Annotated in this window: 23 protein-coding genes and 1 riboswitch; of the genes, 8 read left to right on the top strand and 15 right to left on the bottom strand. The window is 63.8% G+C overall.

The window, feature by feature from the left end; all coding sequences use genetic code 11:
- Window positions 1–23 precede the first annotated feature (23 nt).
- Window positions 24–1,133, top strand: a complete 1,110-nt coding sequence (locus ACZ5B4_RS11335; protein ID WP_464911343.1) for a glycosyltransferase — start codon at window positions 24–26, stop codon at window positions 1,131–1,133.
- Between the two features lie 166 nt (window positions 1,134–1,299).
- Here the strand turns inward: ACZ5B4_RS11335 and ACZ5B4_RS11330 are convergent, their stop codons facing one another.
- From ACZ5B4_RS11330 to nrfH, 5 genes are all read right to left on the bottom strand, one after another.
- Window positions 1,300–1,767, bottom strand: coding sequence for a hypothetical protein (locus tag ACZ5B4_RS11330; RefSeq protein WP_464911342.1), 468 nt, complete (start codon window positions 1,765–1,767; stop codon window positions 1,300–1,302).
- Window positions 1,768–1,830: 63 nt separating this feature from the next.
- Entirely contained in the window at window positions 1,831–2,958 is a 1,128-nt protein-coding gene (locus tag ACZ5B4_RS11325) for a DUF1559 domain-containing protein (protein ID WP_464911341.1), read from the bottom strand.
- 417 nt (window positions 2,959–3,375) lie between these two features.
- Window positions 3,376–4,773: a DUF1598 domain-containing protein gene (locus ACZ5B4_RS11320; protein WP_464911340.1), complete on the bottom strand. Its 1,398-nt coding sequence runs from the start codon at window positions 4,771–4,773 to the stop codon at window positions 3,376–3,378.
- Between the two features lie 362 nt (window positions 4,774–5,135).
- Complete coding sequence (locus tag ACZ5B4_RS11315) at window positions 5,136–6,635, bottom strand: ammonia-forming cytochrome c nitrite reductase subunit c552 (RefSeq protein WP_464911339.1); 1,500 nt, start codon at window positions 6,633–6,635, stop codon at window positions 5,136–5,138.
- 12 nt (window positions 6,636–6,647) lie between these two features.
- Window positions 6,648–7,115 carry a cytochrome c nitrite reductase small subunit gene (nrfH, locus tag ACZ5B4_RS11310; RefSeq protein WP_464911338.1) on the bottom strand — a complete coding sequence of 156 codons (468 nt, stop codon included), beginning with the start codon at window positions 7,113–7,115 and terminating at the stop codon, window positions 6,648–6,650.
- Window positions 7,116–7,469: 354 nt separating this feature from the next.
- Here nrfH and ACZ5B4_RS11305 point away from each other — a divergent pair, with 354 nt between their 5' ends.
- Window positions 7,470–8,963, top strand: a complete 1,494-nt coding sequence (locus ACZ5B4_RS11305) for a sulfatase (protein ID WP_464911337.1) — start codon at window positions 7,470–7,472, stop codon at window positions 8,961–8,963.
- 100 nt (window positions 8,964–9,063) lie between these two features.
- Here the strand turns inward: ACZ5B4_RS11305 and ACZ5B4_RS11300 are convergent, their stop codons facing one another.
- Both ACZ5B4_RS11300 and queC read right to left on the bottom strand, forming a co-directional pair.
- Entirely contained in the window at window positions 9,064–9,819 is a 756-nt protein-coding gene (locus ACZ5B4_RS11300; protein ID WP_464911336.1) for a 7-carboxy-7-deazaguanine synthase QueE, read from the bottom strand.
- Between the two features lie 132 nt (window positions 9,820–9,951).
- Complete coding sequence (queC, locus tag ACZ5B4_RS11295) at window positions 9,952–10,713, bottom strand: 7-cyano-7-deazaguanine synthase QueC (protein ID WP_464911335.1); 762 nt, start codon at window positions 10,711–10,713, stop codon at window positions 9,952–9,954.
- Between the two features lie 63 nt (window positions 10,714–10,776).
- Between queC and queF the strand changes: the two genes are divergently transcribed.
- The 5 genes from queF to trpC all read left to right on the top strand — a co-directional run bounded on the left by queF (window position 10,777) and on the right by trpC (window position 15,376).
- Entirely contained in the window at window positions 10,777–11,154 is a 378-nt protein-coding gene (gene queF / locus ACZ5B4_RS11290; RefSeq protein WP_464911334.1) for a preQ(1) synthase, read from the top strand.
- A gap of 234 nt (window positions 11,155–11,388) precedes the next feature.
- The gene (locus ACZ5B4_RS11285; protein ID WP_464911333.1) at window positions 11,389–12,852 is read left to right on the top strand and encodes an RtcB family protein; all 1,464 of its coding nucleotides are present in this window, start codon (window positions 11,389–11,391) and stop codon (window positions 12,850–12,852) included.
- A 40-nt stretch (window positions 12,853–12,892) separates the two neighbouring features.
- Window positions 12,893–13,723 (top strand): YbhB/YbcL family Raf kinase inhibitor-like protein, encoded by an 831-nt coding sequence (locus tag ACZ5B4_RS11280; RefSeq protein ID WP_464911332.1) that lies wholly within the window; start codon window positions 12,893–12,895, stop codon window positions 13,721–13,723.
- Between the two features lie 13 nt (window positions 13,724–13,736).
- The gene (locus ACZ5B4_RS11275) at window positions 13,737–14,501 is read left to right on the top strand and encodes a DUF434 domain-containing protein (protein WP_464911331.1); all 765 of its coding nucleotides are present in this window, start codon (window positions 13,737–13,739) and stop codon (window positions 14,499–14,501) included.
- A 59-nt stretch (window positions 14,502–14,560) separates the two neighbouring features.
- Window positions 14,561–15,376 (top strand): indole-3-glycerol phosphate synthase TrpC, encoded by an 816-nt coding sequence (gene trpC / locus ACZ5B4_RS11270; protein ID WP_464911330.1) that lies wholly within the window; start codon window positions 14,561–14,563, stop codon window positions 15,374–15,376.
- Window positions 15,377–15,440: 64 nt separating this feature from the next.
- Here the strand turns inward: trpC and ACZ5B4_RS11265 are convergent, their stop codons facing one another.
- The 6 genes from ACZ5B4_RS11265 to rdgB form a co-directional block, all read right to left on the bottom strand.
- Complete coding sequence (locus ACZ5B4_RS11265) at window positions 15,441–16,586, bottom strand: glycosyltransferase family 2 protein (RefSeq protein ID WP_464911329.1); 1,146 nt, start codon at window positions 16,584–16,586, stop codon at window positions 15,441–15,443.
- Complete coding sequence (locus tag ACZ5B4_RS11260) at window positions 16,583–17,368, bottom strand: lysophospholipid acyltransferase family protein (RefSeq protein WP_464911328.1); 786 nt, start codon at window positions 17,366–17,368, stop codon at window positions 16,583–16,585. Before ACZ5B4_RS11260 ends, ACZ5B4_RS11265 begins: the two co-directional genes overlap by 4 nt.
- 4 nt (window positions 17,369–17,372) lie before the next feature.
- Window positions 17,373–18,893 (bottom strand): phytoene desaturase family protein, encoded by a 1,521-nt coding sequence (locus tag ACZ5B4_RS11255; RefSeq protein ID WP_464911327.1) that lies wholly within the window; start codon window positions 18,891–18,893, stop codon window positions 17,373–17,375.
- 74 nt (window positions 18,894–18,967) lie between these two features.
- Window positions 18,968–20,500, bottom strand: a complete 1,533-nt coding sequence (crtI, locus tag ACZ5B4_RS11250) for a phytoene desaturase family protein (protein ID WP_464911326.1) — start codon at window positions 20,498–20,500, stop codon at window positions 18,968–18,970.
- Window positions 20,501–20,626: 126 nt separating this feature from the next.
- Complete coding sequence (locus ACZ5B4_RS11245; protein WP_464911325.1) at window positions 20,627–21,187, bottom strand: HIT family protein; 561 nt, start codon at window positions 21,185–21,187, stop codon at window positions 20,627–20,629.
- Between the two features lie 80 nt (window positions 21,188–21,267).
- Window positions 21,268–21,906 (bottom strand): RdgB/HAM1 family non-canonical purine NTP pyrophosphatase, encoded by a 639-nt coding sequence (gene rdgB, locus ACZ5B4_RS11240; RefSeq protein WP_464911324.1) that lies wholly within the window; start codon window positions 21,904–21,906, stop codon window positions 21,268–21,270.
- A gap of 399 nt (window positions 21,907–22,305) precedes the next feature.
- Window positions 22,306–22,372, top strand: a riboswitch (Fluoride riboswitch).
- Between the two features lie 122 nt (window positions 22,373–22,494).
- Here rdgB and crcB point away from each other — a divergent pair.
- Window positions 22,495–22,962, top strand: coding sequence for a fluoride efflux transporter CrcB (gene crcB, locus ACZ5B4_RS11235; RefSeq protein ID WP_464911323.1), 468 nt, complete (start codon window positions 22,495–22,497; stop codon window positions 22,960–22,962).
- A gap of 122 nt (window positions 22,963–23,084) precedes the next feature.
- Here the strand turns inward: crcB and ACZ5B4_RS11230 are convergent, their stop codons facing one another.
- Window positions 23,085–23,981 (bottom strand): serine/threonine protein kinase, encoded by an 897-nt coding sequence (locus ACZ5B4_RS11230; protein WP_464911322.1) that lies wholly within the window; start codon window positions 23,979–23,981, stop codon window positions 23,085–23,087.
- 233 nt (window positions 23,982–24,214) lie between these two features.
- Window positions 24,215–25,114 (bottom strand): acetyl-CoA carboxylase, carboxyltransferase subunit beta, encoded by a 900-nt coding sequence (gene accD, locus ACZ5B4_RS11225; RefSeq protein ID WP_464911321.1) that lies wholly within the window; start codon window positions 25,112–25,114, stop codon window positions 24,215–24,217.
- Window positions 25,115–25,355: the final 241 nt, after the last annotated feature.

Raw genomic sequence — 25,355 nt, 5'->3', positions numbered from 1 at the left:
GGTCTATACGAGAAAGGTCCGGCGTGTCCGCCGTCGCTCGCGATTCATCCTCGAACACCGGCGTTGCCATCGCGGCCTGCGATCCGTGGGTCGTGCTGATGCCGGTTTTCAACGACCGGTCGGCGGCGGAGAGCACCGTCACCGCCTTGCACACAGTACTTAGCGATGAGGCCGCGGCCGGCAGGCGGAATCACCGCGTCATCGTCGTTTTGGCCGACGACGGATCCTCGGAGCCGCTGGTCCCGCCGAACCTCCCTCCAGCGTCCGTAATCGACGAAATCCGCGTGCTCCGACTGCGTCGGAACTTGGGGCATCAACGGGCCATCGCGGTGGGGTTGGCGTACATCGCTGAAAACATTCCCTGCCGCGGCGTGGTGGTCATGGATTGCGACGGCGAGGACAACCCCGCCGACGTACCCCGCCTGATAGACCGCGCTGAGGAAGAAGGGATGACGAAGATCGTCTTCGCGCGGCGACGGCGGCGTGCCGAAGGAGTGACCTTTCGCCTAGGCTACTTGGCATACCGGGCACTGTATCGGGTATTGACGGGGCGTTCCTGGCGCGTGGGCAATTTCAGCGTCATTCCGCGCCGGCACCTCCAAAGCCTCACCGCCGCTTGGGAGATCTGGAATCACTACGCGGCAGCGGTGTTCAAGACGCGTCTTCCCTGCTGCGAGGTGCCCGCCGATCGCGTGCGGCGCTCGTTCGGCAGGTCGGGCATGGGGCTGACGGGGCTGATCCAGCATGGGCTTTCCGCCCTGTCCGTGCATGCCGAAACCGTCGGCATTCGATTGTTGCTCGCCGCCACGGCCTGCATCGCGGCGGCCTTCGCCGCCTTGATGGTTGTGATCGCCGTGCGATTGTTCACCCCCTGGGCGATTCCCGGCTGGGCCACGTCGGCGGCCGGCTTGGCCTGCGTGTTGATCGTCCAGGGATTCCTCTTGTCCTTGCTGTTTTGCTTCATGACGTTGGCAGGACGGCAAGGCACGACGTTCCTTCCCATCCGCGACTACCGCTGGTTCATCGGCGAAGTGATTTGCCTTTCCCGTTCGACGCCGCCGCCGACCTCCCCTGCGATCCCTGTTTGCGACGCGGAGGCATGGTACGCCGCCGAGCCGATGCCGTCGGCTTGATGGACCGCACACGATGCTGCAATCGTCCGGCGGCGCACGGCGCGGTCGCGAAACCAATACTTGTTTGAAGCCCAACGCAAAGATGCCGCGGCCAGGTAAGACCGCGGCATCGATTACGAAGTCGGTTGCGATTGTTCAACCGTTTTTTCGGGCGGAACGAATCCTTTCAAGGTTGGGAGCTGAGCTCCAGTTTGATGTCCTTGATTCCGCTTTCCGGAACTTCCACCTTCAAACCGGAAGTCGCGATGTTGGCGTACTTCGCAGGGAGCACATTCTTATAGGTGACCGCGCGGAAGTCTTCGCTCTCGCCGGCCGCTTGCGGGCCCCCTTCCATGGGCACCTCCAACGTCTTGGCGACCTGGACGATGTAGCGTCCCGGCACCGCCCCTTTCTTGCCCTCGATTTGCAAATCGAAGTATCCCGCAGCATTCGTCATGCCTTGGGCCGGATTCCCGGATTGGATATCCTCCGGGATGAACACGACGGCCGCCCCCTCCACCGGGTTTCCGTCGAGATAGACATATCCCGAAGCCGGGACCGTCGCGGGGAGATTTCGCGAATCCCCGCCGCCGCAGCCGTTCACGAACAACATCGCGGTAGTCAAGGCACACCCAACGACGAGAAGACCACGCATGCTGGAACCCTCTCCCGGTTCATGAGAAAACTCAAACCCGCCGTGACATGCAACTACATGCGGCTAAAAACTGGTGAGCGTTTCGCCGCCGGCTTTGGTGCCGAGGGCGCCCCAGACTCCGTAAGGGCTGGGACCCGTGGAGGTCGCCGCCGGGGGAACCAACGCGAGATTTCCCGTGTTGATGGTCTCGCTAATGAACCGCACGCTGCCGTCGGCCATGGCGACGTTGACGCCGCCTGGGTGGTCGCTGGTGGAATTCCAAATTCCCGGCGCGTAGTGCCCTCCACCGCTTTGCCACGCGGGGTCACCGATGAGGCACACCGACGTATTCGGCGGCAGGATCGTTACCACGGCGTGGAAAAACGCTGCGCCGTCGCCCCAGCGATAGCCCGGAGAGGTATCCTGACTGAAGGGCACGGCCGCCGCAGAGTATTGGTTCCCCACCCAATAAGCGCGGCACGTGAAGGGAATATAGGTGGCGGGATCGCCCGAGGCGTCCACGACCACCATGCCGCGGCTGCGATTGTTGTTGGGACGCGAACGTTCCGCAAAGGCGATGGTATTACTTGTACCGTCGGTGATGTGCGCCATCGGCGTAAAGTCCAACCGGCCGAAAATGCCGCGGTTGGGAATGGAGCGCCGTTGGTCCGCGAGCGCCTGATCCGTTCTTTCCGTGGGACTGACGACCGAAGATACGTAGGTGTCGCCCGCGCAAAAACCGTAACTAATCCTCCCTCTCGCCGTACCGTAAGGAGGCACGGTGCCCGTATCGCTGGGGCAGTTTAACACCGGCAGAACCGTATTCCACCAGGTGTTGTTGCTCCAAGGGGCATTGTTGGCGGCGATAATCTGGTCGTAGAGTGCCTTTTGTTCAAAATAGGGCGCCATGGCCACGAAGCCGCTCATGCGTAATCGCAACCCGCCCGTGGGAATCGTGCCTGTTCCGGCTTGTCGTGCCGGGAGCCGAGTAAACGTGTCGTGATACGTGTGGGCGGCCAACACCAATTGTTTCATGTTGTTGGTGCATTGCGCTCGTCGAGCGGCTTCCCGAGCCGCTTGTACCGCAGGGAGCAAAAGCGCGATTAAGATTCCAATGATCGCAATGACTACCAACAGTTCGACGAGGGTAAAACCTCGCGCTTGCCCTATCGAGCCGCCGCCTTTTCTGAGAATCGACATTCGCCTCGCCATTGTGAGTCCTCCAATAAGATGAAAAGAGGAAAACCAGGGACCGCATCAGCGAACCACACTGTTGTGTGGAGTATAAGTGAAGCAATCATCTGTGTCAATGATTTTGTGACAAATCATCGGTTGTGGTTTTTTGCTGAAGAATCATTCTGTGAGTGTGTAGTGCTAACCAATCAGGAGAAGGTGGAAACCGATCCGCGCGGACACCAAAGGGGGGGCCATCCGGATGGGGCGAGGAGCTGGCGATGAGAAGAACGGAATAGCTGTCGCGCGTGCGATCGAGCCGGCCATGCGGCGCTATCGCGCGGGGGCGCAAAACAAAACCGCCGACAAGACGTCGGCGGTTATATGGTGTCCTTAGAGTTCGCGGCTCAAGACGTACCGTGTACCGTCGGGTGGAACCCTGCGGTCAGGTCACCGTCAATCCCACCACCAGGTATCGGCGGGCAGGGAGACTTTGACTTCCTCTCGCAACTTGCGGACCTGATCGCCTTCGTCCGGCAAGAGGTTCTCGGCTTGCAGGGCCTCTTCGGCCTCGATTTGTACTCCCCCGCCAATGGGGGTCATGATCCGGCTGCCCTTGATGATGGCGTTCACCGCCGATTCCACTTGCTTCGGGGCGGGATACGTGCGGACGGGGAACTTCGACTCGTCGCCGAGGAACTCCATCTTCCAGCCGGCTTGCGTGTAGAAGTCTTGCTTTTGGATGTAGGCCGCGACGACGGCCAAGTCGATCACGTTCCTGAGTTCGGCATAAACCGGGGATCGGGCGGCCAGCTCGGGATATTTCTTGGTGAAGCTGGTGGTGAAGGCCCGGCTCGCCGCATTCGAGGTCGCCGCTTGCGCTCGGGCGCCGCCGGCCATGACGACTTCGTCTTCGCCCACCAATTTTACACCGTCGCCCACCAACTCCAGGCCGGCTCCGTCCTCAGTCACGCGGAGGCATTGATAATCCGGCACGAAGTACCAGCGGAACAGGGCGTTCGCCGAGACGGCCGACGAGGCGGCTTTTTCCACAAAACTGGTCAAGCGGACGGGCGGCGTCTCCAGGCCGATGCCGATCAGCTTCATACGGTAGTCGGCTTCCACGAGGATGCGGGCGAAGTGGGTGTCGGCCGGAATGCCCTCGATCGTGATCTCTTGCAGGCCCAGACTATTCTTGACGCCGGTGCTCATGTATCGGGCGGTCTGGAGTTCCTGGCCGCGGGGGAAGGTTCCGCCCATCCGCCGCAAGAATTCCTGCATCTTGGCCAGCCCTTCCTGGGTGGGATCGATCGAGCAGCCGATGACGGCGGGGCCTTCCTTGCCGGAGGGATACGCCCGCAGGGCGGTCACCACGTCCTGCAACTGAATGACCGGTTTGCCGCTGGTAATCCCCACCACGCGGCCGGCCGGATCCGGAACCCAGCCTTCGGCCGGTCCGGCGAGGACGATGTCCCCGCTCTCGGGATAGACGAACACGTACCGGACGCGAAGCAATCCCGCCATGTAGCGCATCTCGTCCGAGACCACACCGTTGGCGGCAATGATGGCCCGCTCCAATCGCGGGAGCGAGACCTTGCGGAGGCGGCTGTACCGAATGATATCCGGGGGCAGAGCCTGGCGAGCCGCCGCGACACGCTCCCGCATCACCGTGCCCATGGGGTCTGCCGCCGTCTGCAAACGGAGCACGCCGTCCGGGCTGACGAGCACGCCGGCCGGGGCGTTCGGGGGGATGTTTTGATCCTCCGCCCATAGCGGAGAAACCAAAGTCACCGCCCAAAGTACGGCGGGCAGCAGGCCGCCCAGCCATCGACGCAAAGAACCAGATCGATTCATGAGGAGCCTCTCCATCGGAACGTCTCGGGACCGTTTTCGCTCGACCGACTCGCAGGCCTTGGCCGGGCCGTCAAGACGGTGCAGCCGCATTGCGTTATCGCCTCGGCAATGGAACTACACTCACCCGAAATACACGGAAATCGCCGTCGTCGGTACACCCGGCGGCAAACCGCGAAAACGCGATGCGTGCCGTCGCCGACTGCGGGACCCTCGGCCGCGCCACCGCCGGGGTGGATTGCAGCGGGATGACGACACACCTCGATCTTAATTAGGCAAATTGGACAAAGCAAGCAAGTGCCGCGAGTTTTGCGGAAAAGTAACCCAGGGCTGAGCCGGTGCGGATCGGCTTTTCGGTCCTGACCTCACTGCGGCGAGGTATCTGGCTGGATGGGCCCCTGCTGATCGGCGGCCTTTTCTACTCGGGGTAGGGAAACCTGTCCCTGCCGCGCCAGGTCGATCGCCTCGGCCAGGATGCGGGCGGCTTCCTGCGGTGCGTGAAAACCCATCGAGTTTTCGGCCGCCACGTAATCCAATCGCCATTGGGATCGCCGGTGCAACTGTCGCGCCGCGTCGAGGGCCGCGGCGTCGGCACCCGACTTTTCCGCCGCAACGATGGCGTCGATCAGGTCCATCACGGCGATTTCGGCCCGCTCCATCAATCCCTTGGTGCGGGTTTGGATCGCCTCGGCGCGCGCCAAGATTTCGTCCTCCGGGTAGCGGTGGCAGGTCTGGCATGCCCGGGAGATATTCAAGAGCGGGCTGCGGACGTGATGGTCGCTGATTTTGACGGCGCCCACGCGGACGTAGGGCATGTGGCAGTCGGCGCAGGCCACGCCGCTTCGGGCGTGAATTCCCTGGCTCCACATCTCGAATTCGGGATGCTGGGCCTTGAGCATCGGGGCTTGCGAAACGGCGTGCTTCCAGTCGGTGAACCCGACTTCGTCATAATAGGCCTCTTCCTGCTCCATCTTCAGCCCGTTGTGCCAAGGATAGGTCAGCAGCTTTTCCGGACCCTTGAAATAGTATTCCACGTGGCACTGCCCACAAACCATGGAACGCATCTCCTGTCGCGATGCCTCGCGGTTGGGGTCGTAGGGTTTGTCTCGGGAACCTTTGCGCCAGCGGGCAATGCTGGGGAAATGCGGGACCTCGTCCTCGGACTCGGCCAAGCGCTGAATGCCGTTGAGGAATCCCGGCCGCGTGACCCGCAATTGCATGGTCGCCGGATCGTGGCAATCCAGGCAGGTCACGGGGTGATCGATGAGCTTGCGGCCTTGGTCATCCGTCAAGTTGCGGGCCTCGTTCCAAGGCATGGCGCAAACGACCTCAAAACCCTTCATGATCTGCTCTTGACGGCGGTCGTCGGGGATGCCGGCGCGGCGGCCCATCTCACGGTAGGCCGGCAGCACGGCCGCATGGCAGTGCAGGCAGGCGCCCGGCTGCTTGAACTGCCGCACCCGCTCGGTCTCCTCTTGGTCTTGCAGCATGTAGGCGTGTCCCCGCTCTTCGCGGTAATCGACGCTGAAGGCGTAACCTTGGAAGAGGACGCGCCAGCGTGGGTCTTCGTCGAGCTTTTGGAAGGCCTCGCTGCCGCCGAACCGGGTCCGCTCGGTATCCACGGTCCGTTTGTAGCTGTCGTATTGTCGTGGGAAGTTCTTGCCCCATTCCGCCGGATCGACGGTGTCTTCCGTCAGCTTGACTACTTCGAAGACGGTTTGCAGGGACTCCTGCTTGCGGAGCGAGATGTTTTGCCATAGGGCCATCACGCCCGCGGTTGCAACGGCCGTGACGAGGATCACGACCACGTAAAGCGCAACGGCGACGCGACGGAAGGGAGAAGGCGATTGTTGCGGCCGGCTCATGAAAGCGGTTTCCTACTTCGTCGGACCATGACCCACGTCGGCGTGACAGTGGACGCAACTCAGCGAATGTTCTTCGTCGTCCAAGGCGACGATCCAACTGACCATCTCTTGGTGGCACTCGATGCAATTTCGGCGGAGCATTTCGGAATTGCTCGGGCGAATCCGAATCGGCTCGTGAAAGTCCTGCAAGGTGAAGGCCTTGGAATGGCGGTAGCCGTTTTCGGCCTTAGCCAGGTACTTGGGGATTAGGGCATGGGGAACGTGGCAGTCGTTACAGGTTGCGACGGCGTGGTGCCCCGCCTTTTGCCAGCCGTCGTAGTGCTCGCGCATGATGTGGCAGTTGACGCAGGCCTGGGGATCGTTGCTCAGATACGAAAGCCCGTTGGCGTAATACGCCGTATAGGCTCCCGAGCCGAGAAGGATCCCAAGCAGAACGGAGAGGAAGATCAGCGGCCAGGAAGACGAGATGAAGGATTTCATACCGAAGCCAAAAGCATTTCACGGCAGCGATCCGGCGTCATCGCGGGAACCGACTTGCATATTAAATTAGTTTATTTCAGAGGCTATTTCAACCGACGCTCCGGCCGGAGGCACGGGCGCGCGTCGGCGGTGGGCGGAATCCTCGGTCGGAATCTTTGGTCCGACCCCGTGGCGGATGCAGCAACCACGCATTGCCCTCGACGTCGGCTCGCAAATTCGGTCCGCGCGGTTTAAGATGTCAGGCGGTTTCGGTTACGGCAGCCGGTCGGCTTAGGGGAACGGTCCCCGAGGCTCGATAACATCATCCGCCGGAGCAATCTGCCGGAGTACGGCGTCATCAGGGGAGGCGCGAACATGCGACTGTGGCACACCTTGGCCGTTGTGGTGGGAATCGTTTGGGCGGGCACGATCGCGGGGGCGACCGGCCCGGACACGTCCAAGATGAACGTGTTGTTCATCAATATCGAGGATTGCAATGCCGCCGCCTTGGGCTGCTACGGCAATCCCGTTTGCCGCACGCCGCATCTCAGCCGTTTGGCCGAGACCGGCATTCGTTTCGATCGGGCCTACGTCCAGGCGGTCTGTTGCAATCCCTCGCGGACGGCCTTCTTGACCGGGCTGCGACCGTTGACCACCGGCGTCACGGCCAACGGCCATGTCATGGACGAGGTCATGCCTCCCGACGTGTCGACGTTGCCCGAGATGCTGAAGGCTCGGGGAATCTATACCGCCGTGGTGGGCAAGTTCTTCCATCGCCTGGACTACGCGGAGAAACAGATCGCGGCCTTCGATCGCATCGAGCACTACCAACGGCCGACGGGCTGGAGCGGGCCGGAACCGGTTTTGAAGTTTCCCCCCGTGCCGCGTCCGGCAGGCTGGGAACCGGCGCCGAAAGATCAGAGCAGCCGCGAATACGTCGAGTGGCGACGGCGGCATTCCGATCGCTACGGCGACTCGGGACTGACACGGGAGCAGGAGGGCGACTATCGCATGGCGGCCACCGCCGCGGCGCTACTCGAGGAATTCGCCAAGAGTGATCGGCAATTCTTCCTGGCGCTCTCCCAATCGCGCCCGCATACACCGCTGATCGCGCCGAAGGAGTACGTGGCCCTGTACGATCCGGCCGCGCTGCCCGACTTTCCGGCCCCGCCCGACTCGCTGGTCAATTTTCCCTATCCCAAGCGTGCGACAGGGGGCAATCCCGACATTTTCACTCAGCAACAACCGACCTTGGAACAGGCCAAAGCCGCCTTGGCAGCCTACTATGCCTGCCTGACGATGGTGGACGATAACATCGGCATGGTCCTGGAAACGTTGGAGAAGACCGGACTGGCCGAGAACACGATCGTGATCTTCCTGGGCGATCACGGCTTTCACCTGGGCGACCACGGCTTCTGGTCCAAATACTCGATGCTGGAGGCGACGCATCGCGCGCCGCTGATCGTTCGGGTGCCCGGCGCTGCCGGTAACGGTAAGGTCTGCGACGAGATCGTCGAATTCGTGGACTTGGTGCCGACCCTAGGGGAATTGCTGAAGATGGAAGTGCCGAAGAACGTCGAAGCGACCAGCTTCGTGCCTTTACTGGAGGATCCGGGGCGGCCGTGGAAGAAAGCGGCCTTTATCGTGGAAGACGACGGCGACGCATTCGGTCAAGCGGTTCGGACCAAACGTTACCGCTACATGGAGTTCAGCAAGAAGGCGCCCATCCCCGCCGCGCTGTACGACCTGGAAAAGGACCCTTGGGAGACGGTGAATTTGGTGGACGACCCCGCCTATGCCGAGGTTCGCCGGGAACTGGCGGAGCTGCTGCACGCCGGTTGGCAGGCGGCCTTGCCGCCGGGACGGTAGGCGGCGCAGCCCCGTCGCGCGGCCTTGCGACCGATCGCGGGACGCTGCAACGCCTAGCACCCGCCGCCCGTTTGCGCCGCGAGCCGGGATCGGTTTTCGCTCACGTGCCGCGGCGGCAGCCGAACCACTCGATCTGCTTCCGCGGACAGAAGACCAGCCCGTGCTGTGCGCAGTACGGTTCCAGCCACCGGCGTTTGCGCTCCAGTTCCGCCGGGTCCGTTCCCTGAGGCATCAAGAGTACGCGATCCTTCCGAACCGCGGGAAAACGCCGTAGATACGCCGCCACTTCGTCGCAGTCCTCGGGCCGGTCCACGACGAATTTGAGTTGGTAGTCATACTCCGCCGTCAACCGCCGCACGATCTCCGGTTGCCACCTTCGGTGATCGTGGACGGCCGACCAGCGGGGATGTTGCGCGGGATCGGGCGTGGAATTGCTCAGTTTGGGACTGATCGACATCAGGTGGCAGGCAAGGGATAGATACCGCGTGCCGGCGGTCTCGATCGTGATGTGGCGGCCCAGCCGGTCCAAGGCCTCGCACAGCCGGGGCAACCGGGAAAACAGCATCGGCTCCCCGCCCGTGATGACCACATGCCGGGCCGGGTATTGCTTCAGACGCGATACCAGGTCCTCCAGCGTCAGTCGTTCCCCTTCGGGATGCCAGGAGGCGTAAGGCGTATCGCAAAAGCGGCACCGCAAGTTGCAGCCGCTCAATCGGATGAAGACGCTTGGGGTGCCGGTCAGCAGTCCTTCGCCTTGCAGCGATGGAAACACTTCCGCCACCCGAAACGACAGTCCGGCCGCTTCCCCCGTTCTTGGGGGGGCCAAGATCGTCGGTGTGGATGCGCCTTGGTTCACGAGTCGGGTACCTCGGTCGGCGGGATATCGGTAATCCCTCTATTGTATTCGTCGGATTCGCCGGTTTCGTAATCGGGCCGGGGATTCTTCCCGCGGTACGCAACGCGGTTACCGGCGTCCGGCGGAGCCGCGTTACGGCGGGGGAGCGGTCGCGTCATCGGCATACGGGATGGGGTCCGGGATGCCGACCTGGGCGAAACCGCGGCGACGGAGCCGGCAGGCGTCGCATCGTCCGCAACTTCTACCGTCCGGCAAAGGGTCGTAGCAACTGTGTGTCAAGCCGTAATCTACGCCCAGCTCTAGGCCGCGGCGGATGATCTCGGCCTTGCTCATGCGGATCAAGGGGGCGTGAATGCGAAAGGCGGTCGTCCCCTCGACGCCCGCCTTGGTGGCCAGGTTGGCCAACTGCTGGAAGGTCTGCAAGAACTCGGGCCGGCAGTCGGGATAACCGCTGTAGTCCAAGGCGTTGATTCCGAGGTAAATATCGCCCGATCCTGCTGTTTCGGCATACGCCAGGGCGAGTGCCAACAGGATGGTGTTCCTCGCCGGAACATACGTGACCGGAATATCTTGCGGTACGGATTCGCCGACGCGGTCTTTTGGAACGGCCAGGCGATCCGTCAGGGCACTGCCGCCGAAAAGGGTCAAGTCCACTTGCAAAAAGACGTGCCGTTTTACGCCGAGGGACTCGGCCACCCGCCGGGCGGCTTCCAGCTCGAATCGATGCCGTTGCCCGTAGTCCACGGTCAGCGCGTACAGGTCGAATCCGGCCCGGCGCGCCTCGGCCGCCGCCGTCGCGGAATCCAAACCTCCGGATAGTAGCACTACGGCCTTGCCAGACATGGGATTTGAATGAGGCGGGGGCGAGAATGCGGGCGTCGGGCCCCGCGCCATGGTCGAGTTTCCTTCCCGCCTTTCTCCCATCATGCCACAATGGTAATCTTTGAGAAAGGAGTATTGCCGGTGACTGAGAATCTTCGCGACATCCTCGAAACCTTCCAAAACCAGTACCCCGAGCGCGAGTACACGATCGAGATCGTTTGCCCGGAGTTTACGTCGGTCTGCCCCAAGACCGGCCAACCGGACTTCGGGACGATGACCATCGTGTATATCCCGAGTCAGCTTTGTGTGGAGCTGAAGAGCCTGAAGCTGTATCTCCAAGCCTACCGCAACATGGGGATCTTCTACGAGCACGTGACGAATCGCATTCTGGACGACCTCGCAGGGATTTTGAAACCCCGCTGGATGCAGGTAGTCGCGGATTTCAGACCCCGCGGGGGGATCACGACCAAAGTCACCGCCGAATACCGCGCGGAGACTCTCCGCTCGGTATAGAGCCTCGGTATCGAGCTTGGTATAGAATTGGGATGCCGAAGGCCGCCTTCTTTCTCCGAAGCGTGGGGCGGGGACGGCCGGTTCGTCGTCGTGACCGCTTTTTGCCGTCGGGCAAGTTTCCTGCCACGGAAGGAGCGGGTTTCGGCACCGGCGCGAGGCGGCCGGCTTTCGAGGTGCTGCGGATTACCGCCCTGTATTTGATCTCGGGAAACGGATTGTCGGGGGATTCGTGGGATGGGCAAAGACGGATTCCGGGGACCGCTCCAACGCGTGGATGAGACTACCTGGCGCATTCCCCGGGGTTACAAACCCGGGATGCGGGTCGAGGGGCGGATTTTCGCCGATGAGCGCCTGCTCGACCAGATTCGCTCGGACCAAGCGCCGGAGCAAGTTGCCAACGTGGCCCATCTGCCGGGGATCCAGGGGGCCAGTCTAGCCATGCCGGACATCCATTGGGGCTACGGTTTCTGCATCGGGGGCGTCGCGGCGACCGACCCCGCCGAGGGCGGCGTCATCTCGCCGGGGGGCGTCGGCTACGACATCAACTGCGGCGTGCGGTTGATGCGCAGCCATATTCGGGCGGAGGACATCCGCGCTCGCTTGCCGGAGTTGATCCACGTCCTCTTTCGCCGCGTGCCGGCCGGGGTGGGCAAAGGCGGTCCCTATCTCTTCGCCGGGGCTGAAATGGACGCCCTCCTGGCCGACGGCGTCAAGTATTTGGCGAGGCTCGGACTGGCGACGGAGAGCGACGTCGCGCTGACCGAGGCCGAGGGGGCTTTGCCCGATGCCGATCCCGATTGCGTCAGCCCGGTCGCCAAGGAGCGGGGCGGAGATCAATGCGGCACCTTGGGAGCCGGCAATCACTTCCTGGAAGTGCAAGTCGTCGATGAAATCCTGGACCGCCGAGCGGCCGAGGCCTTTGGGCTGGAGGTGGGGCAGGTTTGCGTCATGATCCACTCCGGATCGCGGGGGCTGGGCTATCAGGTCTGCGACGATGCATTGAAAGCCATGCGCCGATGTCCCGAACGATACGGGATCGAGTTGCCCGACCGGCAATTGGTTTGCGCGCCCGTGGATAGTCCGGAAGGGCGGCGGTACTTGGCGGGAATGCGGGCGGCAGCCAATTTCGCCTGGGCCAACCGCCAACTCTTGATGTGGCAGACCCGCGAGGCCTTTCAGGAGTTCTTCGGCAAATCGTGGGAGGAGTTGGGGCTGGGCTTGGTGTACGACGTCGCCCACAACATCGCCAAACTGGAGCGGCACGTCGTGGACGGCAAAGAGAAGCTGCTTTGCGTGCACCGCAAGGGCGCCACGCGGGCGTTTCCCGCCGGACACCCCGAGGTCCCCGACCGTTACCGGCACGTCGGCCAGCCGGTCATCATTCCCGGGGACATGGGCCGGGAGAGCTGGGTCCTGGCGGGCCTGCCCGACGCCATGGAGAAGACCTTCGGCACGACCTGCCACGGGGCGGGCCGCGTCCTCAGTCGCACGGCGGCCTCGGCTCGTGCAAAAGGGCGGCGCATCGAACGCGAACTCGCCGAAAAGGGCATTGTGGCCAAGGCACACAGCCGGGAAGGTCTCGCGGAGGAGCACCCCGAGGCGTATAAAGATGTCAGCGTGGTGGTGGATGTGGTGGAACGGGCGGGGTTGGCCAAGAAAGTCGCCCGCTTACGCCCGCTCGGCGTCGTAAAAGGGTGACGCCGATCTCGCGACGGGCAACGGATCGGGAGGGGATGCCATGCGGCAGCGTGCGGCGTGCGGCCTCGTGGGACCGGCGATCGGGACGGTCCTCGCGGTGATTCTTCTAGCAGGCGGTTGCGGTAAGACGTCGCCGAACGATAAGTCGGGCCGAGCCTTTCAAATCGTCGGTGACGTACCGCCTTGCTGCCGAGGCGACGCGGCCGAGTCGGCGGCGGAACGGGAAGCGGTAACAGCCGACGCCGCAGCTCTTCCCGACGCATCGCGGGCCGCGGCGGAGGGGCTGGGGCCGACCGGGGAAGACTTGGGGGCAAAGGCGGAGGACGGCGAAACGGCGGCTCCGACGTCGCCCGATTCGCGCGCCTCGAAGGCGGAAGGAGGTGAGGTCATGGCCTTCACACTGACGAGTTCGGCTTTCGAGAACGGGAAGCCCATCCCCAAGAAGTACACGGGCGAGGGCGCGGACGTCTCGCCGCCCTTGGAATGGAAGGGCGTGCCGGAGGGGGCCCGGGAGCTGGCCCTAATTTGCGAGGATCCCGATGCGCCGACGAAGGAGCCGTGGGTCCACTGGGTGATCTACAAGATCCCGCCCCAAACGACCTCCTTGCCGGAAAATGTGGCCAAGACGTCGCGGCTCGCGCATCCGGAGGGCGCCTTGCAAGGCAAGAATTCCTGGCCCAGCGGTCAGACGATCGGCTATCGCGGCCCGATGCCCCCGCCCGGCCACGGACGACACCGGTACTACTTCCGACTTTACGCGCTGGATGCCAAGCTGGTGATCGAGCCGGGAGTCACGAAGGCGGTCCTGTGGATGAACATGAAGGACCACATCGTGGGTCAGGCCGAATTGATGGGGACTTATGAGCGCTAGCGGAAGTTCGGCCGTGCCCGATTCACGCCGCCATCGCGGCCCGCATCCCGAGGACGAGCGGCTCTTCGCCGCCGATCAGCTTCCGCGTCTGGCCGGGGCTTTCGCGGACCTTTGCTGGTTGCTGGATCGCGGCTACGCGGTGCCGTCGTCGCTGAAATTGGTGGGTGACCGCTACGGCCTGACCGCGCGGCAAAGAATCGCCTTGGAACGCTGCGCCTGTACCGAGGCGGAGGCGCGGCATCGCCGAGAGCGTCAAGTCGCGCTCGCGGATTTGGCGCAAGGTGCCCTCGCCCTGGACGGCTACAACGTCCTGACCACGGTCGAAGCGGCGCTCGGCGGGGGAGTGTTGCTGCTCGGCCGCGACGGAGCCCTCCGCGACATGGCGAGTATGCACGGGTCGTACCGCAAGGTCGCGGAAACCGCCGCCGCCTTGGAGGCGATCGGAAGCACCCTCGAACAACATGCCGTCCGCTCGTGCCGATGGTACCTGGATCGACCGGTCTCCAATAGCGGACGGTTGAAACGCCTGATCGAGACGACGGCCGCCTGCCGCGGATGGCGCTGGACGGTCGAGTTGGTCTTCAATCCGGACACGCTTTTGGTACAAGCGGCGGAAACGGCGGCTTCGGCCGACAGCGCCGTGTTGGATCGCTGCGCGGCGTGGGTGAATCTGGCGTTGCAGGTCGTGGAGTCCCGCGTTCCCGGCGCGTGGATCGTGGATTTTTCCCGCGCGACCCGGCCGCCTGAAGTTCGGACGCCGCCATCGTCGCCGGCGTGAAACGAAGGTTGGGCGAGGAGCCGGTCGCGGCGTTCCCTACAGCGATCGTGGACCGAATCATGAGCAACATCCTGGATCGTATCGTCGCCACCAAGCGAGAAGAAATCGAACGTGCCAAAGTCCACGTGCCGGAGGCGGAGCTGCTCCGCCGGATCGAGCATGTTCCGCCGCCGCGCGACTTCTTGGGAGCCGTTCGGCACAGCGCGTCGATCGCCCTGATCGCCGAGGTCAAGAAGGCCAGCCCGTCCAAGGGGTTGATTCGGGAGGACTTTCAGCCCGTGGAAATCGCCCGGACCTACGAGCGTCACGGTGCCGCCTGCATCAGCGTTTTGACGGATGAGCCGCATTTTCAAGGGCGACTCGAATTCTTGGCGAGCGTGAGTCGGGCGGTCTCTATCCCCGTGCTTCGCAAGGACTTCATCCTCGATCCGTACCAGGTCTTGGAGGCCCGCGTGCACGGGGCCGACGCCGTGCTCCTCATCGCTGAATGCCTGGATGACGCTGCCTTGGCCGCCTTGTACGAGGCCGTGTTGCGCTGGCACATGACGCCGCTGGTGGAACTGTACGAGGCGAGCAACTTGCCTCGCGTGGCGGCCTTGGGCGCTCAATTGATCGGGATCAACAACCGCAATCTGCGGACCTTCGAAGTGGACTTGGAGCACACCATCCGTTTGCGGGCGGAGATTCCCGCCGATCGCTGCGTCGTCGGCGAGAGCGGCATTCAAACCCACGCCGACCTTCGCCGGTTGGCCGCTTGCGGCGTGCAAGCCGTGCTGGTCGGCGAAAGCCTGATGCGCGAACCCGATATCGGCGCCGCCGTGGACCGCCTGCTGGGCCGAGAGCCGCTTCCACCGGGGGCGTCGTCCGGGGCGTGATCGGGCCGTGTCGCACGCATCCGCCGCGAGACCGCTCCGGCCGCGATGCCGAATCCTCCGGAAGTCAGTTCGGGATGTATCCGCGGTCTTTCCAGCCGGCCTTGTAGCCGAGTCGGGCGCGGAGCCATGCCCACCATTGGATTCCCAAGAATAGGGCGATGCCCAGGGGATGCAGCATCGTTCCCCGCCAGGGGTGACGGAAGCGAAGGGCCAGGGCGATCCGAGGGAGATAGCTCGTCGCAAGGGCGGCGACGGCCCAAAGTCCGGCCGGACGCCACAGGCCCTGCGGCAACTCGAGCAGGAGCAAGACCGGCGGCAGCACGTGCCCCAAACCGAGCAGCAAGGTGGCGGGCAAAATCGTCGCAGGGGCAGCCAAGCCCTCGGTCGCGTTTTTGGCGAAACCCCGCCAGACCTCTCCCAAGCCGCGGTACATGCGGCAGGTTGCGATGTCGGAAGCGTCGAACACGTCGGTCATCATTCCGGCCCGACGGTATGCCCGAGGAAGTTGCAGCCCGTCGTGCAGCGACGCGCGAACGGCGGCGTGACCTCCCGCGCGCCGGTAATCGCTCTTGCGTGTGGCGAAGAGCTGGCCGCAACCCGATCCGTAGGCCGGGTGCGAGCTTGCCCGCATCCGCCCCAGGGGCAAGAAGCCGAGCAGGACGAAGTGGATCAAAGGGACGATCAGTTCTTCCGCGAGGCTGCCCGTCTCTTGATGGGGAAAACCGCTCACCAATTGCGCCCCGGATTGGTGCAGGAACATGGTGATGCGCTGCAAGGCGTCGCGGGCGAGCCGGACGTCGGCGTCGAGGAAGATAAGAGTCTCGCGGTCGGCCGACTCCGCCAGGATCTGGCAGGCGTGTTGCTTGCCGCACCAGCCGTCCGGGAGCGGGGGAGCGGCGGCCAATCGCACCCGCCGGTCGCGATCCGCTATCTCTTGCACCACGGCGGCCGTGGTATCTTCCGAGGCGTCGTCGAGGACGATAACCTCCAAATCGACACCCCGGCTGGCCAAGACGTGCTCCAGGGTTGTGCGGATGTTGGCGGCCTCGTTCCGGGCCGGAATCAGCACGGAGACGCTCGGCGGCGGATCGCCCGGAGTCGCGCGCTCGGCGGCCGGGGCGAGACGGAAGCGACGCCAATTCGCCAGGAGCATCAGGGCGGGAAGGAGTGCGGCCAAAAAGCAGAGGATTGCCGTCGCTTGGACGATCATGCCGGCCTCCCGTGATGAGGCTCGAAGCGGGTGCCCATCACCGCGGCGCGCAAGCGACGCCACAGATCGTAGATTCCGCCGACGCCGGCCCGGCCCGCAAGCACCGTCTCGAAGTCGGCGATTTTCCGCGCGACGGCGTCGCCGGACAGCTCATCCATCGTCGTTTGCAGGGCCGATTCGAGTCGCCCTTGGACGGCTGCCGCAGAACTCCCGCGAAGTTCCGCCACGGAGAGAACGGTTCCGAATCGGGCCAAAATCTCGGGCGTCCGCTCCTCCCAAAAAACGTACTCCACGGCCAGCGGCAAGAGCAGGCCGCGTTCCAGGCGGCGCACGAGGTGCGACAGGCCGGGCGCGAATGTGACGGGCCGCTCGCGGACGTCCGCAAACCGGCCTTGCGGCGTCAACCATAGGATCGACTCCGGCTCACGGAGGACCCCGGCGGCGGTGCGCAAGAAGACCAACGCCCCGGCGGGGGAGCCCGGCTCGACGCCGAAGATGCCCAAGCGCCGGAAAAAGGGGTAGCGACGGAGGGCCGCGGCGTCCATCGGGGCATACACCGGTCGCCCCGGCCAAAAACGCTCGGCCAAGAGCAAGGCCGTCAGAGGATCCCACCAGGAGGCGTGGTTCATGAACACGATCAACGGTTGGGAGGCGTTTCGGGCGTCGGGAAAGCCGGCGGGCGGCGGTGCGACTCGCACGGCGTGGAAATGCTTGCGAAGATATCCCCGGACGTACCAACAAAACCAACGCCGAAGCCAAGGTGAGACGACGGGACGGTCCATGGCTTTAAGAACCGGCGTGAAGGTCGTGGTGCAGTGCGTCGGCGGCAATCCAGCCGGACATCAGCGCCATCGGCATGCCGGGGCCGGGATGAGCGGAACCCCCGGCGAGATAGAGTCCGCGGATATCCGGGCTGCGGTTGGCGGGCTTGAACGCCCCCGCCCAGCGACCGTGGCTGGCCAGGCCGTAAATCGCCCCCTGGAGGACGGCGTAGCGGCGATCGATATCCTCCGGCGTCAGGAATCGTTCCACGACGATCCGGCTTTCGATATCGGGCATGCCGCCGGTTCGCGCCAGCTTGGCCAGGATCGTCTTCCGATATTCCGGCAGCATCTCCGACCAGCGATGTTGCGGGCGCTGGTACGGCGTGTGGACCAGCACGTACAGGGCCTCGCCGCCGGGGGGCGCGACCTCCGGCTCGGTGACGGACGGCGCGGCCAGATAACACGTGGGGTCCGGCGCCGGCCGACCCTCGCCGTAGATCGCCTGAAATTCCTCCTCCGCGTCCCGAGAGAATACGAAGTTGTGATGCAGGAGATGATCGTACTTCTTCGATAATCCGAGATACAGCACCACACCGGAGCAGGCCGGTTCGTAGCGGCGACGACCCAAGAATCGGGCTGCCGCTTGGTCGGCCAACAGTTCCCGATGCGTCCGAACGCTGTCGGCGTTGGAGATCACCGCGTCCAGCGCGATTCGCTCGCCGGACTCGGTTTCCACGCCCTGCACGCGACCGTTCTCCGTGAGGATGCGGCGGGCGGGGCACTCCGTCCGCAATTCGGCGCCCAGCTTCCGGGCCAATTCGGCCAAGGCCCGGGGCACGGCGCCGGTTCCTCCGCGGGGATACCACACCTTTTCCGCCACCTGCATGTGGGCGATGCCGCAGAGCACGGCGGGGGCCAGGAAGGGAGACGAGCCGACGTACTGCGTAAAGTGGTCCAGCATCTGCGCGGCGCGGCCCTCGGGCACGTGAGCGCGAACCGTGCCCGCCACGCTCCGCCCGAAGCGAAGACTCCACAGGTCGCGGAGGACGCCGGGCTGGAACGTGCCCCCGAAACGAAAGGTATCCCGGACGGAACCGACGCTGCGCCAAAAGAAATAGCGTTCCGAGATGTCGTGCAGACGCCGGGACAGTTCGATGAAGCGCCGGTAACCGTCGCCGATTTCGCCGCTGCCGCAGAAGTCGCGCAGGCGGTCGGCCATATCGTCCACGTTGCTGACCAGATCCAACCGGCTGCCATCCTCGAAAAAGCATCGCCATTGGGGGTCGAGTTCGATCAGTTCGAGGCCGGCCTCCAAGGGAACGCTTGCCTCGGCGAAAATCCGCCGCAGCACGGAGGGGAGCGTGAGGATCGTAGGTCCCATGTCGAACCGAAAACCGGCCTCTTCCAGCACGCAGGCCTTACCGCCGAGGAAGGGATTGCGTTCCAGCAGCAGCACGCGATGTCCCCGCGCCGCCAGGGTGCAAGCGGCGGCCAAACCGCCGAGTCCGCCTCCGATGATGCCCACTCTCGCCTGATCCGCCATGGCTTTTCCCCGAGATTCCGAAGATGCCGAGTCGCCTCGATACGCTGCGTTCCGACGCCGTTCAGCTTGGTATTTCAAAGGCCGTACGGTGACGGGCTGAGCGGAGCGGGACGCAGAAAACCGACGTCTTGACCCAAGTCTTGCAGCACCAGACGCGCCGCGATCCGCGAGGATTCGAAGATCGTCGGTAGGCCGCTGCCGGGATGGGTACCGCCGCCGACCAAATAGACGCCCTCCAACTCCTCGAAACGATTGTGCGGCCGGAAGATCAGCATTTGATCCAGGCTGTGGGCCAGATTGAACGTGGCCCCTTTGTAGATTTGCATGGCCTCCCAATCGTCGGGAGTCCAAACCTGCTCCACGCGAATCCGCGGTTCGAGGTCGATGCCGAGGACCCGGCGTATTTCGCTCAGGACGCGTTTCCGGTAGCCGTCGCGCTCGCGCGACCAGTCGATGTTGGGGTGCCGATGGCTCACCGGGACCAAGACATACAGGGTACTCATGCCCGGGGGCGCCAACGAGGCGTCCGTAACGCAGGCATTTTGGATGTAAAAGGCCGGTTCCTCGGACAAGACGTGACGCACCTCCACGTCTTCCAAATGTTCGAAGTAATGATTCGGGACGTAAATGTTGTGATGAGCGAGGGAATCCAGTCGCCCCTCGATGCCCAGATAGAGCATGAACGTCGAGCACGAGAATCGCTTTTTCGCCAATTGTTCGTTGCTCCAGCGGCGGCGCAGGTGATTGGGGACCAGGCGCGACATGGCGGCGGCGAAATCGGCGTTGAGGACCAAGGCATCGCAGGGATATTCGCCGGCTTGGGTCCGCGCGGCGACCACCCGCCGTCCCTGAAAACGCAGTTCCTGCACCTCCTCCGCGGTGCGAATCTCCGCGCCGAATTCTTCGGCAAGGGCGGCCATCTTCCTCGGCACGGCGTTGCAGCCGCCGATGGGGTGGAAAATCCCATAGGCGTATTCTAGGTACGACAGAATCGAAAACAGGCTGGGGCAACGAAACGGCGACATCCCCAGGTACTTGGACTGGAACGTGAACGCCAGACGCAAGAGAGGATCGCGGAAGAAGCGACCCAACTCGGCATGCAGGGACGCCCAGGGACGCAGGTACGGAAGGACGCCCAGGACTTGCGGTTCCAGAAAGTCCGCCCATCGCATGAAGGGGCGTTGCAAACAAGGCAAGGCCGCCCGCAGCTTCGCCCGATTCGCCGTCAAATAGCGGCGGAATCCGCTCACGTCACCGGGGGCCAGGCGGCGAATCTGCTCTTCCATCCGCGACACGTCCGGCGTCGTATCCAACGTGCCGCGGTCGCCCAGGATCAAACGGTACAGCGGGTCGAGCGGCACCGACGGGACTTCTTCATCCCAACTGCGTCCCACGGCCGTAAAAATCTCGCGCAGGGCGCACGGGTAATGGAGAAAGGTCGGGCCGCGATCAAAGCGAAAGCCGTCCAGCACGACCTGGGAGTTGCGGCCGCCGACGTGGGGCAAGCGTTCCAAAACGGTGGCTTGCATGCCGGCCCGCGCCAACAGCATGGCGGCGGCAAGACCGCCCGGCCCGGCTCCCACGATCACGACCTTGCGACGTTCCATGAAGACACAGCCAATCGGTGACGGTCAGGTGGTCGGCCGAGCCGTCGCTCCCGGAAGACTTCGGCCCGGGGACAAGAAAGGCATCCCTTGGGACGGGGTTATTCTTCCGGCGGGTCTCAGGCGGCGTCAATGCGGCGAGGAGAGGGCGCCGGCACCCCGGGCCAGATGTGATCGGAGCTGTTCGCGGAGCGATTCCAGCGACTGGGGGATGACTTTGACGTCGGCCAAGACGGGCATGAAGTTCGTGTCGCCGTTCCAGCGCGGCACGATGTGCCAGTGCAGGTGACCGGGCAGGCCCGCCCCGGCCGCCCGCCCTAGATTCAGACCGATATTGAACCCGTCCGGATTCATGACCCGGCGGAGCAATTCCACCATCCGGCCGATGCTGAGCATCAGGGCCTGGTGTTCTTCGGGGGTGAGCTCGGTCAAGTCGCCCACATGACGGCGAGGGGCCACCAGCAGATGGCCGTTGTTGTAGGGATAGCGATTGAGAACCGTGACCGTCAGCGGATCGGAGATCACCGCCAGTCGCTCGGCCGGATCGGGGTCCGCCGCCGCCCTGCACAGGAAACAGCCGGGATCACCGCCGGGAAGCAGCTTTTCGGCGGGGAAGGGTTCTTCGCTCGGCCGGTCCGCCGACTGGATGTAACCGAGTCGCCACGGCGCCCAAATCCTTTCCGTGCTCATAGGGATTCCTCGTTGACCTCCGCGGTGTGCCCTTGGCCGAAGCCTCGCGGAAAAACGGCCGCGACATTCCGGCCGTTTTTCTAAGCGCCGTCTTTGCCGGCGATCGCGGGGGCATCGGCCGCGAGACTCCATAGGTGCGGCGCCATCGCCCGCGCCGCCCTGGCGCGGTGGCTGATGCAGCTCTTCACGGCCGGTCCCAGTTCCGCCAACGTGCGGTGATATTCGCGAATTTCGAACAGCGGGTCATAGCCGAAGCCGCCCGTTCCGCGCAATTCGCGCAGGATAACGCCGCGGCAGGATCCGGAGGTCGCAGCGGCCGTTGTGCCGTCCGGCCGAGCCAACACCATGTGGCACACGAACCGCGCCCCGCGTCGATCGTCAGGCACGTCGCGGAGCCGTTCCAGCAAGAGGGCGTTATTCCGCGCGTCATCGGCAGGCTCGCCCGCGAACCGGGACGACCGCACCCCCGGTTCCCCGCCCAGGGCGTCCACCTCCAAGCCGCTGTCTTCGGCCAGAACCCAGCGGCCGATTGCCTGAGCATAAGTTTGGGCCTTCAACCGGGCATTTTCGGCGAAAGTCGCCCCCGTCTCCGCGACGGCCGGGAGGCCGGGGAAATCGTCCAGCGAGCGCCACGCGATCCCGCCCAGGCCCAGCAGGTCGGCCAGCTCGCGGACCTTCTTTCGATTCTTCGTTCCCAAGACGATCGCGAACGGTTCCATCGCCGATATGAGCTTTTCGGGAATTGAAAAATTCACGAGTTGAAAAACAGGAGCGACAATACGGGCGTAGGCGGTCCCCGCCGGCCGTTGCCGTTTTCTCTTTGCCATTTTCTCAGTATAGACCGACCGGGCGGCGGTGTCAGGGTCGCCCGACGCGGTCGCTCAGGCTTGCTCACGTTCGTTCGGCTCGTGGAGGCTCCGGATTCCGATCATGAGGTCGTCGGTTCGCCGACCGAGCCTCCTGGCCTTAAGCCGCGTCCCCGCTGGCGCCGTCCGATCCAACGGGGTTAGCAGGCGGAAGCCCCCAGCACCCTTCGGCGAGGCGGAAAGGCGGCACGGAAGATCGCGGCCGTGAAACTCAAGTGCCGCTTGACTTCGGGTCGATAGTAAACTAGAATTTGGTTCAAAGGCGATGGGGTTCGCCTCAAACCGCAGTTGTGATGCTGCTAATGACCCCTACTTGGTTCAGCCGGGTAGGGGTCTTTCCTTATGAAGACCTCGCCTGGCTCCGGCTAGGGCGGGGTTTTTTCTTTGAGTCTCCCCCCCCCAAGGCGATCCTGGAACTCGTTCCGCTTGTGAGTCGGCACCATGAAGGCTTTACGGAGACGCCAAGAGGCCATGGGCATGCTGCAAATCGCTTCCGCGTTGGTCTGGGGTTTTGTCACCAGCCATGTCACGCTGATCGGCTTCGGGGGCGGACTCGGCTCCGCCGCACGATACGTCATCGGTCGCGCGATTCACGAAAACGGTTGGACCCACCATTTTCCGCTGGGCACCTTCGTCGTCAATTTCCTCGGGTCGTTCCTGCTGGGCGTTCTGATGGGCCTGGTCTGGGAGCGGCAGCCCCACTCCGTGGCCGGCTGGTTCAGCTTCTTGGGGACCGGCTTTTGCGGCGGTTTTACCACCTTTTCGACGTTGCAATGGGAGACGCTCGATTTGGCTCGGCGGGGTCAACACATGGTCGCCCTGGTCAACGTCGGGGGGAGCATCGCGGTGGGGTTTGTGGGCATCGCACTGGGGGTGGCCTTGGGAATTTGGCTGCGGCCTGTTCGATGACGGCCGCCCACGCCCCGCGAGGGAGCCGAGCACGGCTTCCTTGGTGATCGGATTTGATCGCAGGTGAAGCCCCGGCGCGAGCCGTTAGCGAGCGCCGACCGCCTCCGCAGGCCTACCGTACGTCAAAGATCCGTCGATTGCAATTGGCTGATACGAGCCAAGAATTCCCGCATCGACGGGCAGCGTTTTTCCTTATCCGGCTCGATGCAGGCATGGATCGCCGCAGCCAGATCGGGATGAATTTGCGGGCGGCGGCGCCGGATATCGGCGGGCGGGGTGTTGTGGCTCATGGCCGCCATGCCCGTCGTACCGCGCTCCCACGGCAACTCCTGCGTCAGCAGCTCGTACATCGAGACGCCGTAGGAAAAGACGTCCAGCCGTTGGTCCTTGGGATAGCGTCGCACCACTTCCGGGGCCATGTAATTGGGTGTTCCGGAGCGATTGCCTGGTTGCATGAAGGGCGGCGTGGCGGGGACCGTCAGGCCGAAATCCGTCAGTTTCAGAATCCGCATATCGCCCGTGAACATGAGGTTGCGCGGGCAAATGTCGTGATGGATGTAACCCATCTCGTGGACCGCCGCCACCGCCTCCGCGGATTGGCGAATGTACGGCAACAGCGGCCGCTCGTGCAACACGGGGCTGTTCGACACGATGTGGGCGTTCAAAATCCCGCCCGACAGATACTCCATCACCAAATACGGCTCATCCGCGGTGGTCCAACCGTACTCGTAGGTTTCCACGATGAAGGGATGGATCAATTGCGTGGCGATCTCGCCCTCGCTGGGCTTGTGGAGTCCGCGGAAGCGGGCTTCGTGGGCGGCCAACTTGGCGGGATCCGCGATCTTCAGGCCCACCACTTGGCCGCGTTCGCGGTCCCGGGCGACGTAGAACTTCGACATCGTCCCGGCCACGCCTTCCCGCAGGATTTCGAATCGCTTGCGGACGTCCAATTTGCGGCGAGCCGCGCCGCGCGCGACGGATTTGCCGCCGAAGAGAGACTGCCAGAATTGCCATACCATGGTTGCTCTCGCCGCTGCCGCAGGCTCGTCCCCTTGCCCCTTCACGTGAGAGAAGCGTCGCTCGGCCGCACTCTTCTCCCAATCCTAAGGTCGACCGGCAAGACCCGGCGATGACCGCCGCGTCCGGCGTTGTGCGGCGAGGAAGCCGCCCCGAGCCGCGGGCAGGCCGCCGCGGGAACGCTCCCGGCCGTCGCCCATCCGAGGAGCGAGCGGCGAATGCCGACCGCCCTCCGTCATTTGCCGCAATAGTCGATCAGCCGGGCAAGCTCGCTCTTCAAATCGGGCCGGCGGACGATCCGGTCGATGAACCCGTGCTCCAGCAAGAACTCGCTGGTTTGGAATCCCTTGGGCAGTTCGATGCGGATGGTGGCCATGATGGTCCGCGGCCCGGCGAACCCGATCAGGGCCTTCGGCTCCGCGATCACGATGTCGCCGAGGGAGGCGAAACTGGCGGCCACACCGCCCATGGTGGGATTGGTAAGGACCGAGATATACAGCCCGCCCGCTGCGCTATACCGCGCTAGCGCCGCCGAGGTCTTCGCCATCTGCATGAGGGAAAGCATGCCCTCCTGCATGCGAGCGCCGCCGCCGGAACCGGAGACGATGATCAGGGGCAGCCCCAAATCTTGCGCGCGTTCCGTCAGCCGGGCCAATTTCTCCCCCACCACGGAGCCCATGCTCCCCATCATGTAGGCCGAGTCGGTAACACCGATGGCCACGCGGCGAGCGCGAATCATGCCCATCCCCACCAGCACGGCATCCTTCAAGCCGGTCCGCTGCTGTTCCCGCCGGATTCGCTCCTTGTACGAAATCTTGTCCACGAACTCGATGGGATCGCACGGTTCCAGATCGGCGAACCACTCTTCGAAGGTCCCGTCGTCCAAAAGCTGCGCGATGCGATCCCTAGCCGAAACGTACCAATGGTAGTCGCACTCGGGGCAAACGCCCATCAACCGGTCGACGTCTTTGCGAAAGACCGTACTGTTGCAGCCGGGACAGCGAATCCACAATCCGGCGGGCACGCCGCGTTTGGGACGCTTCGCGACATTTTGCCAGCCGTTGTATTCTCCGGAGGGAGAGGACTTCTCTTGAGCGGCGGAACCCGCAGGGCTTTCCAGTTTGCCTTCGCTCATGTGTCGCCTCAAAATGGTCAATTGGACGGGTGGGGATGTTGCGTGGGCTTGAATAACCAGAAGGATTCGGCGCAGACGCCCGTCTTACTCGTTTCGGTCAGGCATCAACGATGAATTTAGCTCTATTCTGCCCGACTTCGCAGCTTAAGTCTAGGCACAAAATAGCCTCACACCACCCATTAGAGTGAAATTGCGCCGGATTTCAGCCTGCCAGATTGGCTATCTTCTTGGGTATCTTTCC

This window comes from Thermogutta hypogea (assembly GCF_055386265.1).
This window is presented reverse-complemented; position numbering and strand designations above follow the sequence as displayed.

Coding starts and splice junctions, on each gene's coding strand:
- ACZ5B4_RS11330 (WP_464911342.1), bottom strand. CDS start 1,767: ATGCGTGGTCTTCTCGTCGTTGGGTGTGCCTTGACTACCGCGATGTTG.
- ACZ5B4_RS11325 (WP_464911341.1), bottom strand. CDS start 2,958: ATGGCGAGGCGAATGTCGATTCTCAGAAAAGGCGGCGGCTCGATAGGG.
- ACZ5B4_RS11320 (WP_464911340.1), bottom strand. CDS start 4,773: ATGAATCGATCTGGTTCTTTGCGTCGATGGCTGGGCGGCCTGCTGCCC.
- ACZ5B4_RS11315 (WP_464911339.1), bottom strand. CDS start 6,635: ATGAGCCGGCCGCAACAATCGCCTTCTCCCTTCCGTCGCGTCGCCGTT.
- nrfH (WP_464911338.1), bottom strand. CDS start 7,115: ATGAAATCCTTCATCTCGTCTTCCTGGCCGCTGATCTTCCTCTCCGTT.
- ACZ5B4_RS11305 (WP_464911337.1), top strand. CDS start 7,470: ATGCGACTGTGGCACACCTTGGCCGTTGTGGTGGGAATCGTTTGGGCG.
- queC (WP_464911335.1), bottom strand. CDS start 10,713: ATGGCGCGGGGCCCGACGCCCGCATTCTCGCCCCCGCCTCATTCAAAT.
- ACZ5B4_RS11285 (WP_464911333.1), top strand. CDS start 11,389: ATGGGCAAAGACGGATTCCGGGGACCGCTCCAACGCGTGGATGAGACT.
- ACZ5B4_RS11280 (WP_464911332.1), top strand. CDS start 12,893: ATGCGGCAGCGTGCGGCGTGCGGCCTCGTGGGACCGGCGATCGGGACG.
- trpC (WP_464911330.1), top strand. CDS start 14,561: ATGAGCAACATCCTGGATCGTATCGTCGCCACCAAGCGAGAAGAAATC.
- ACZ5B4_RS11265 (WP_464911329.1), bottom strand. CDS start 16,586: ATGATCGTCCAAGCGACGGCAATCCTCTGCTTTTTGGCCGCACTCCTT.
- ACZ5B4_RS11260 (WP_464911328.1), bottom strand. CDS start 17,368: ATGGACCGTCCCGTCGTCTCACCTTGGCTTCGGCGTTGGTTTTGTTGG.
- ACZ5B4_RS11255 (WP_464911327.1), bottom strand. CDS start 18,893: ATGGCGGATCAGGCGAGAGTGGGCATCATCGGAGGCGGACTCGGCGGT.
- crtI (WP_464911326.1), bottom strand. CDS start 20,500: ATGGAACGTCGCAAGGTCGTGATCGTGGGAGCCGGGCCGGGCGGTCTT.
- ACZ5B4_RS11245 (WP_464911325.1), bottom strand. CDS start 21,187: ATGAGCACGGAAAGGATTTGGGCGCCGTGGCGACTCGGTTACATCCAG.
- rdgB (WP_464911324.1), bottom strand. CDS start 21,906: ATGGAACCGTTCGCGATCGTCTTGGGAACGAAGAATCGAAAGAAGGTC.
- crcB (WP_464911323.1), top strand. CDS start 22,495: ATGAAGGCTTTACGGAGACGCCAAGAGGCCATGGGCATGCTGCAAATC.
- ACZ5B4_RS11230 (WP_464911322.1), bottom strand. CDS start 23,981: ATGGTATGGCAATTCTGGCAGTCTCTCTTCGGCGGCAAATCCGTCGCG.
- accD (WP_464911321.1), bottom strand. CDS start 25,114: ATGAGCGAAGGCAAACTGGAAAGCCCTGCGGGTTCCGCCGCTCAAGAG.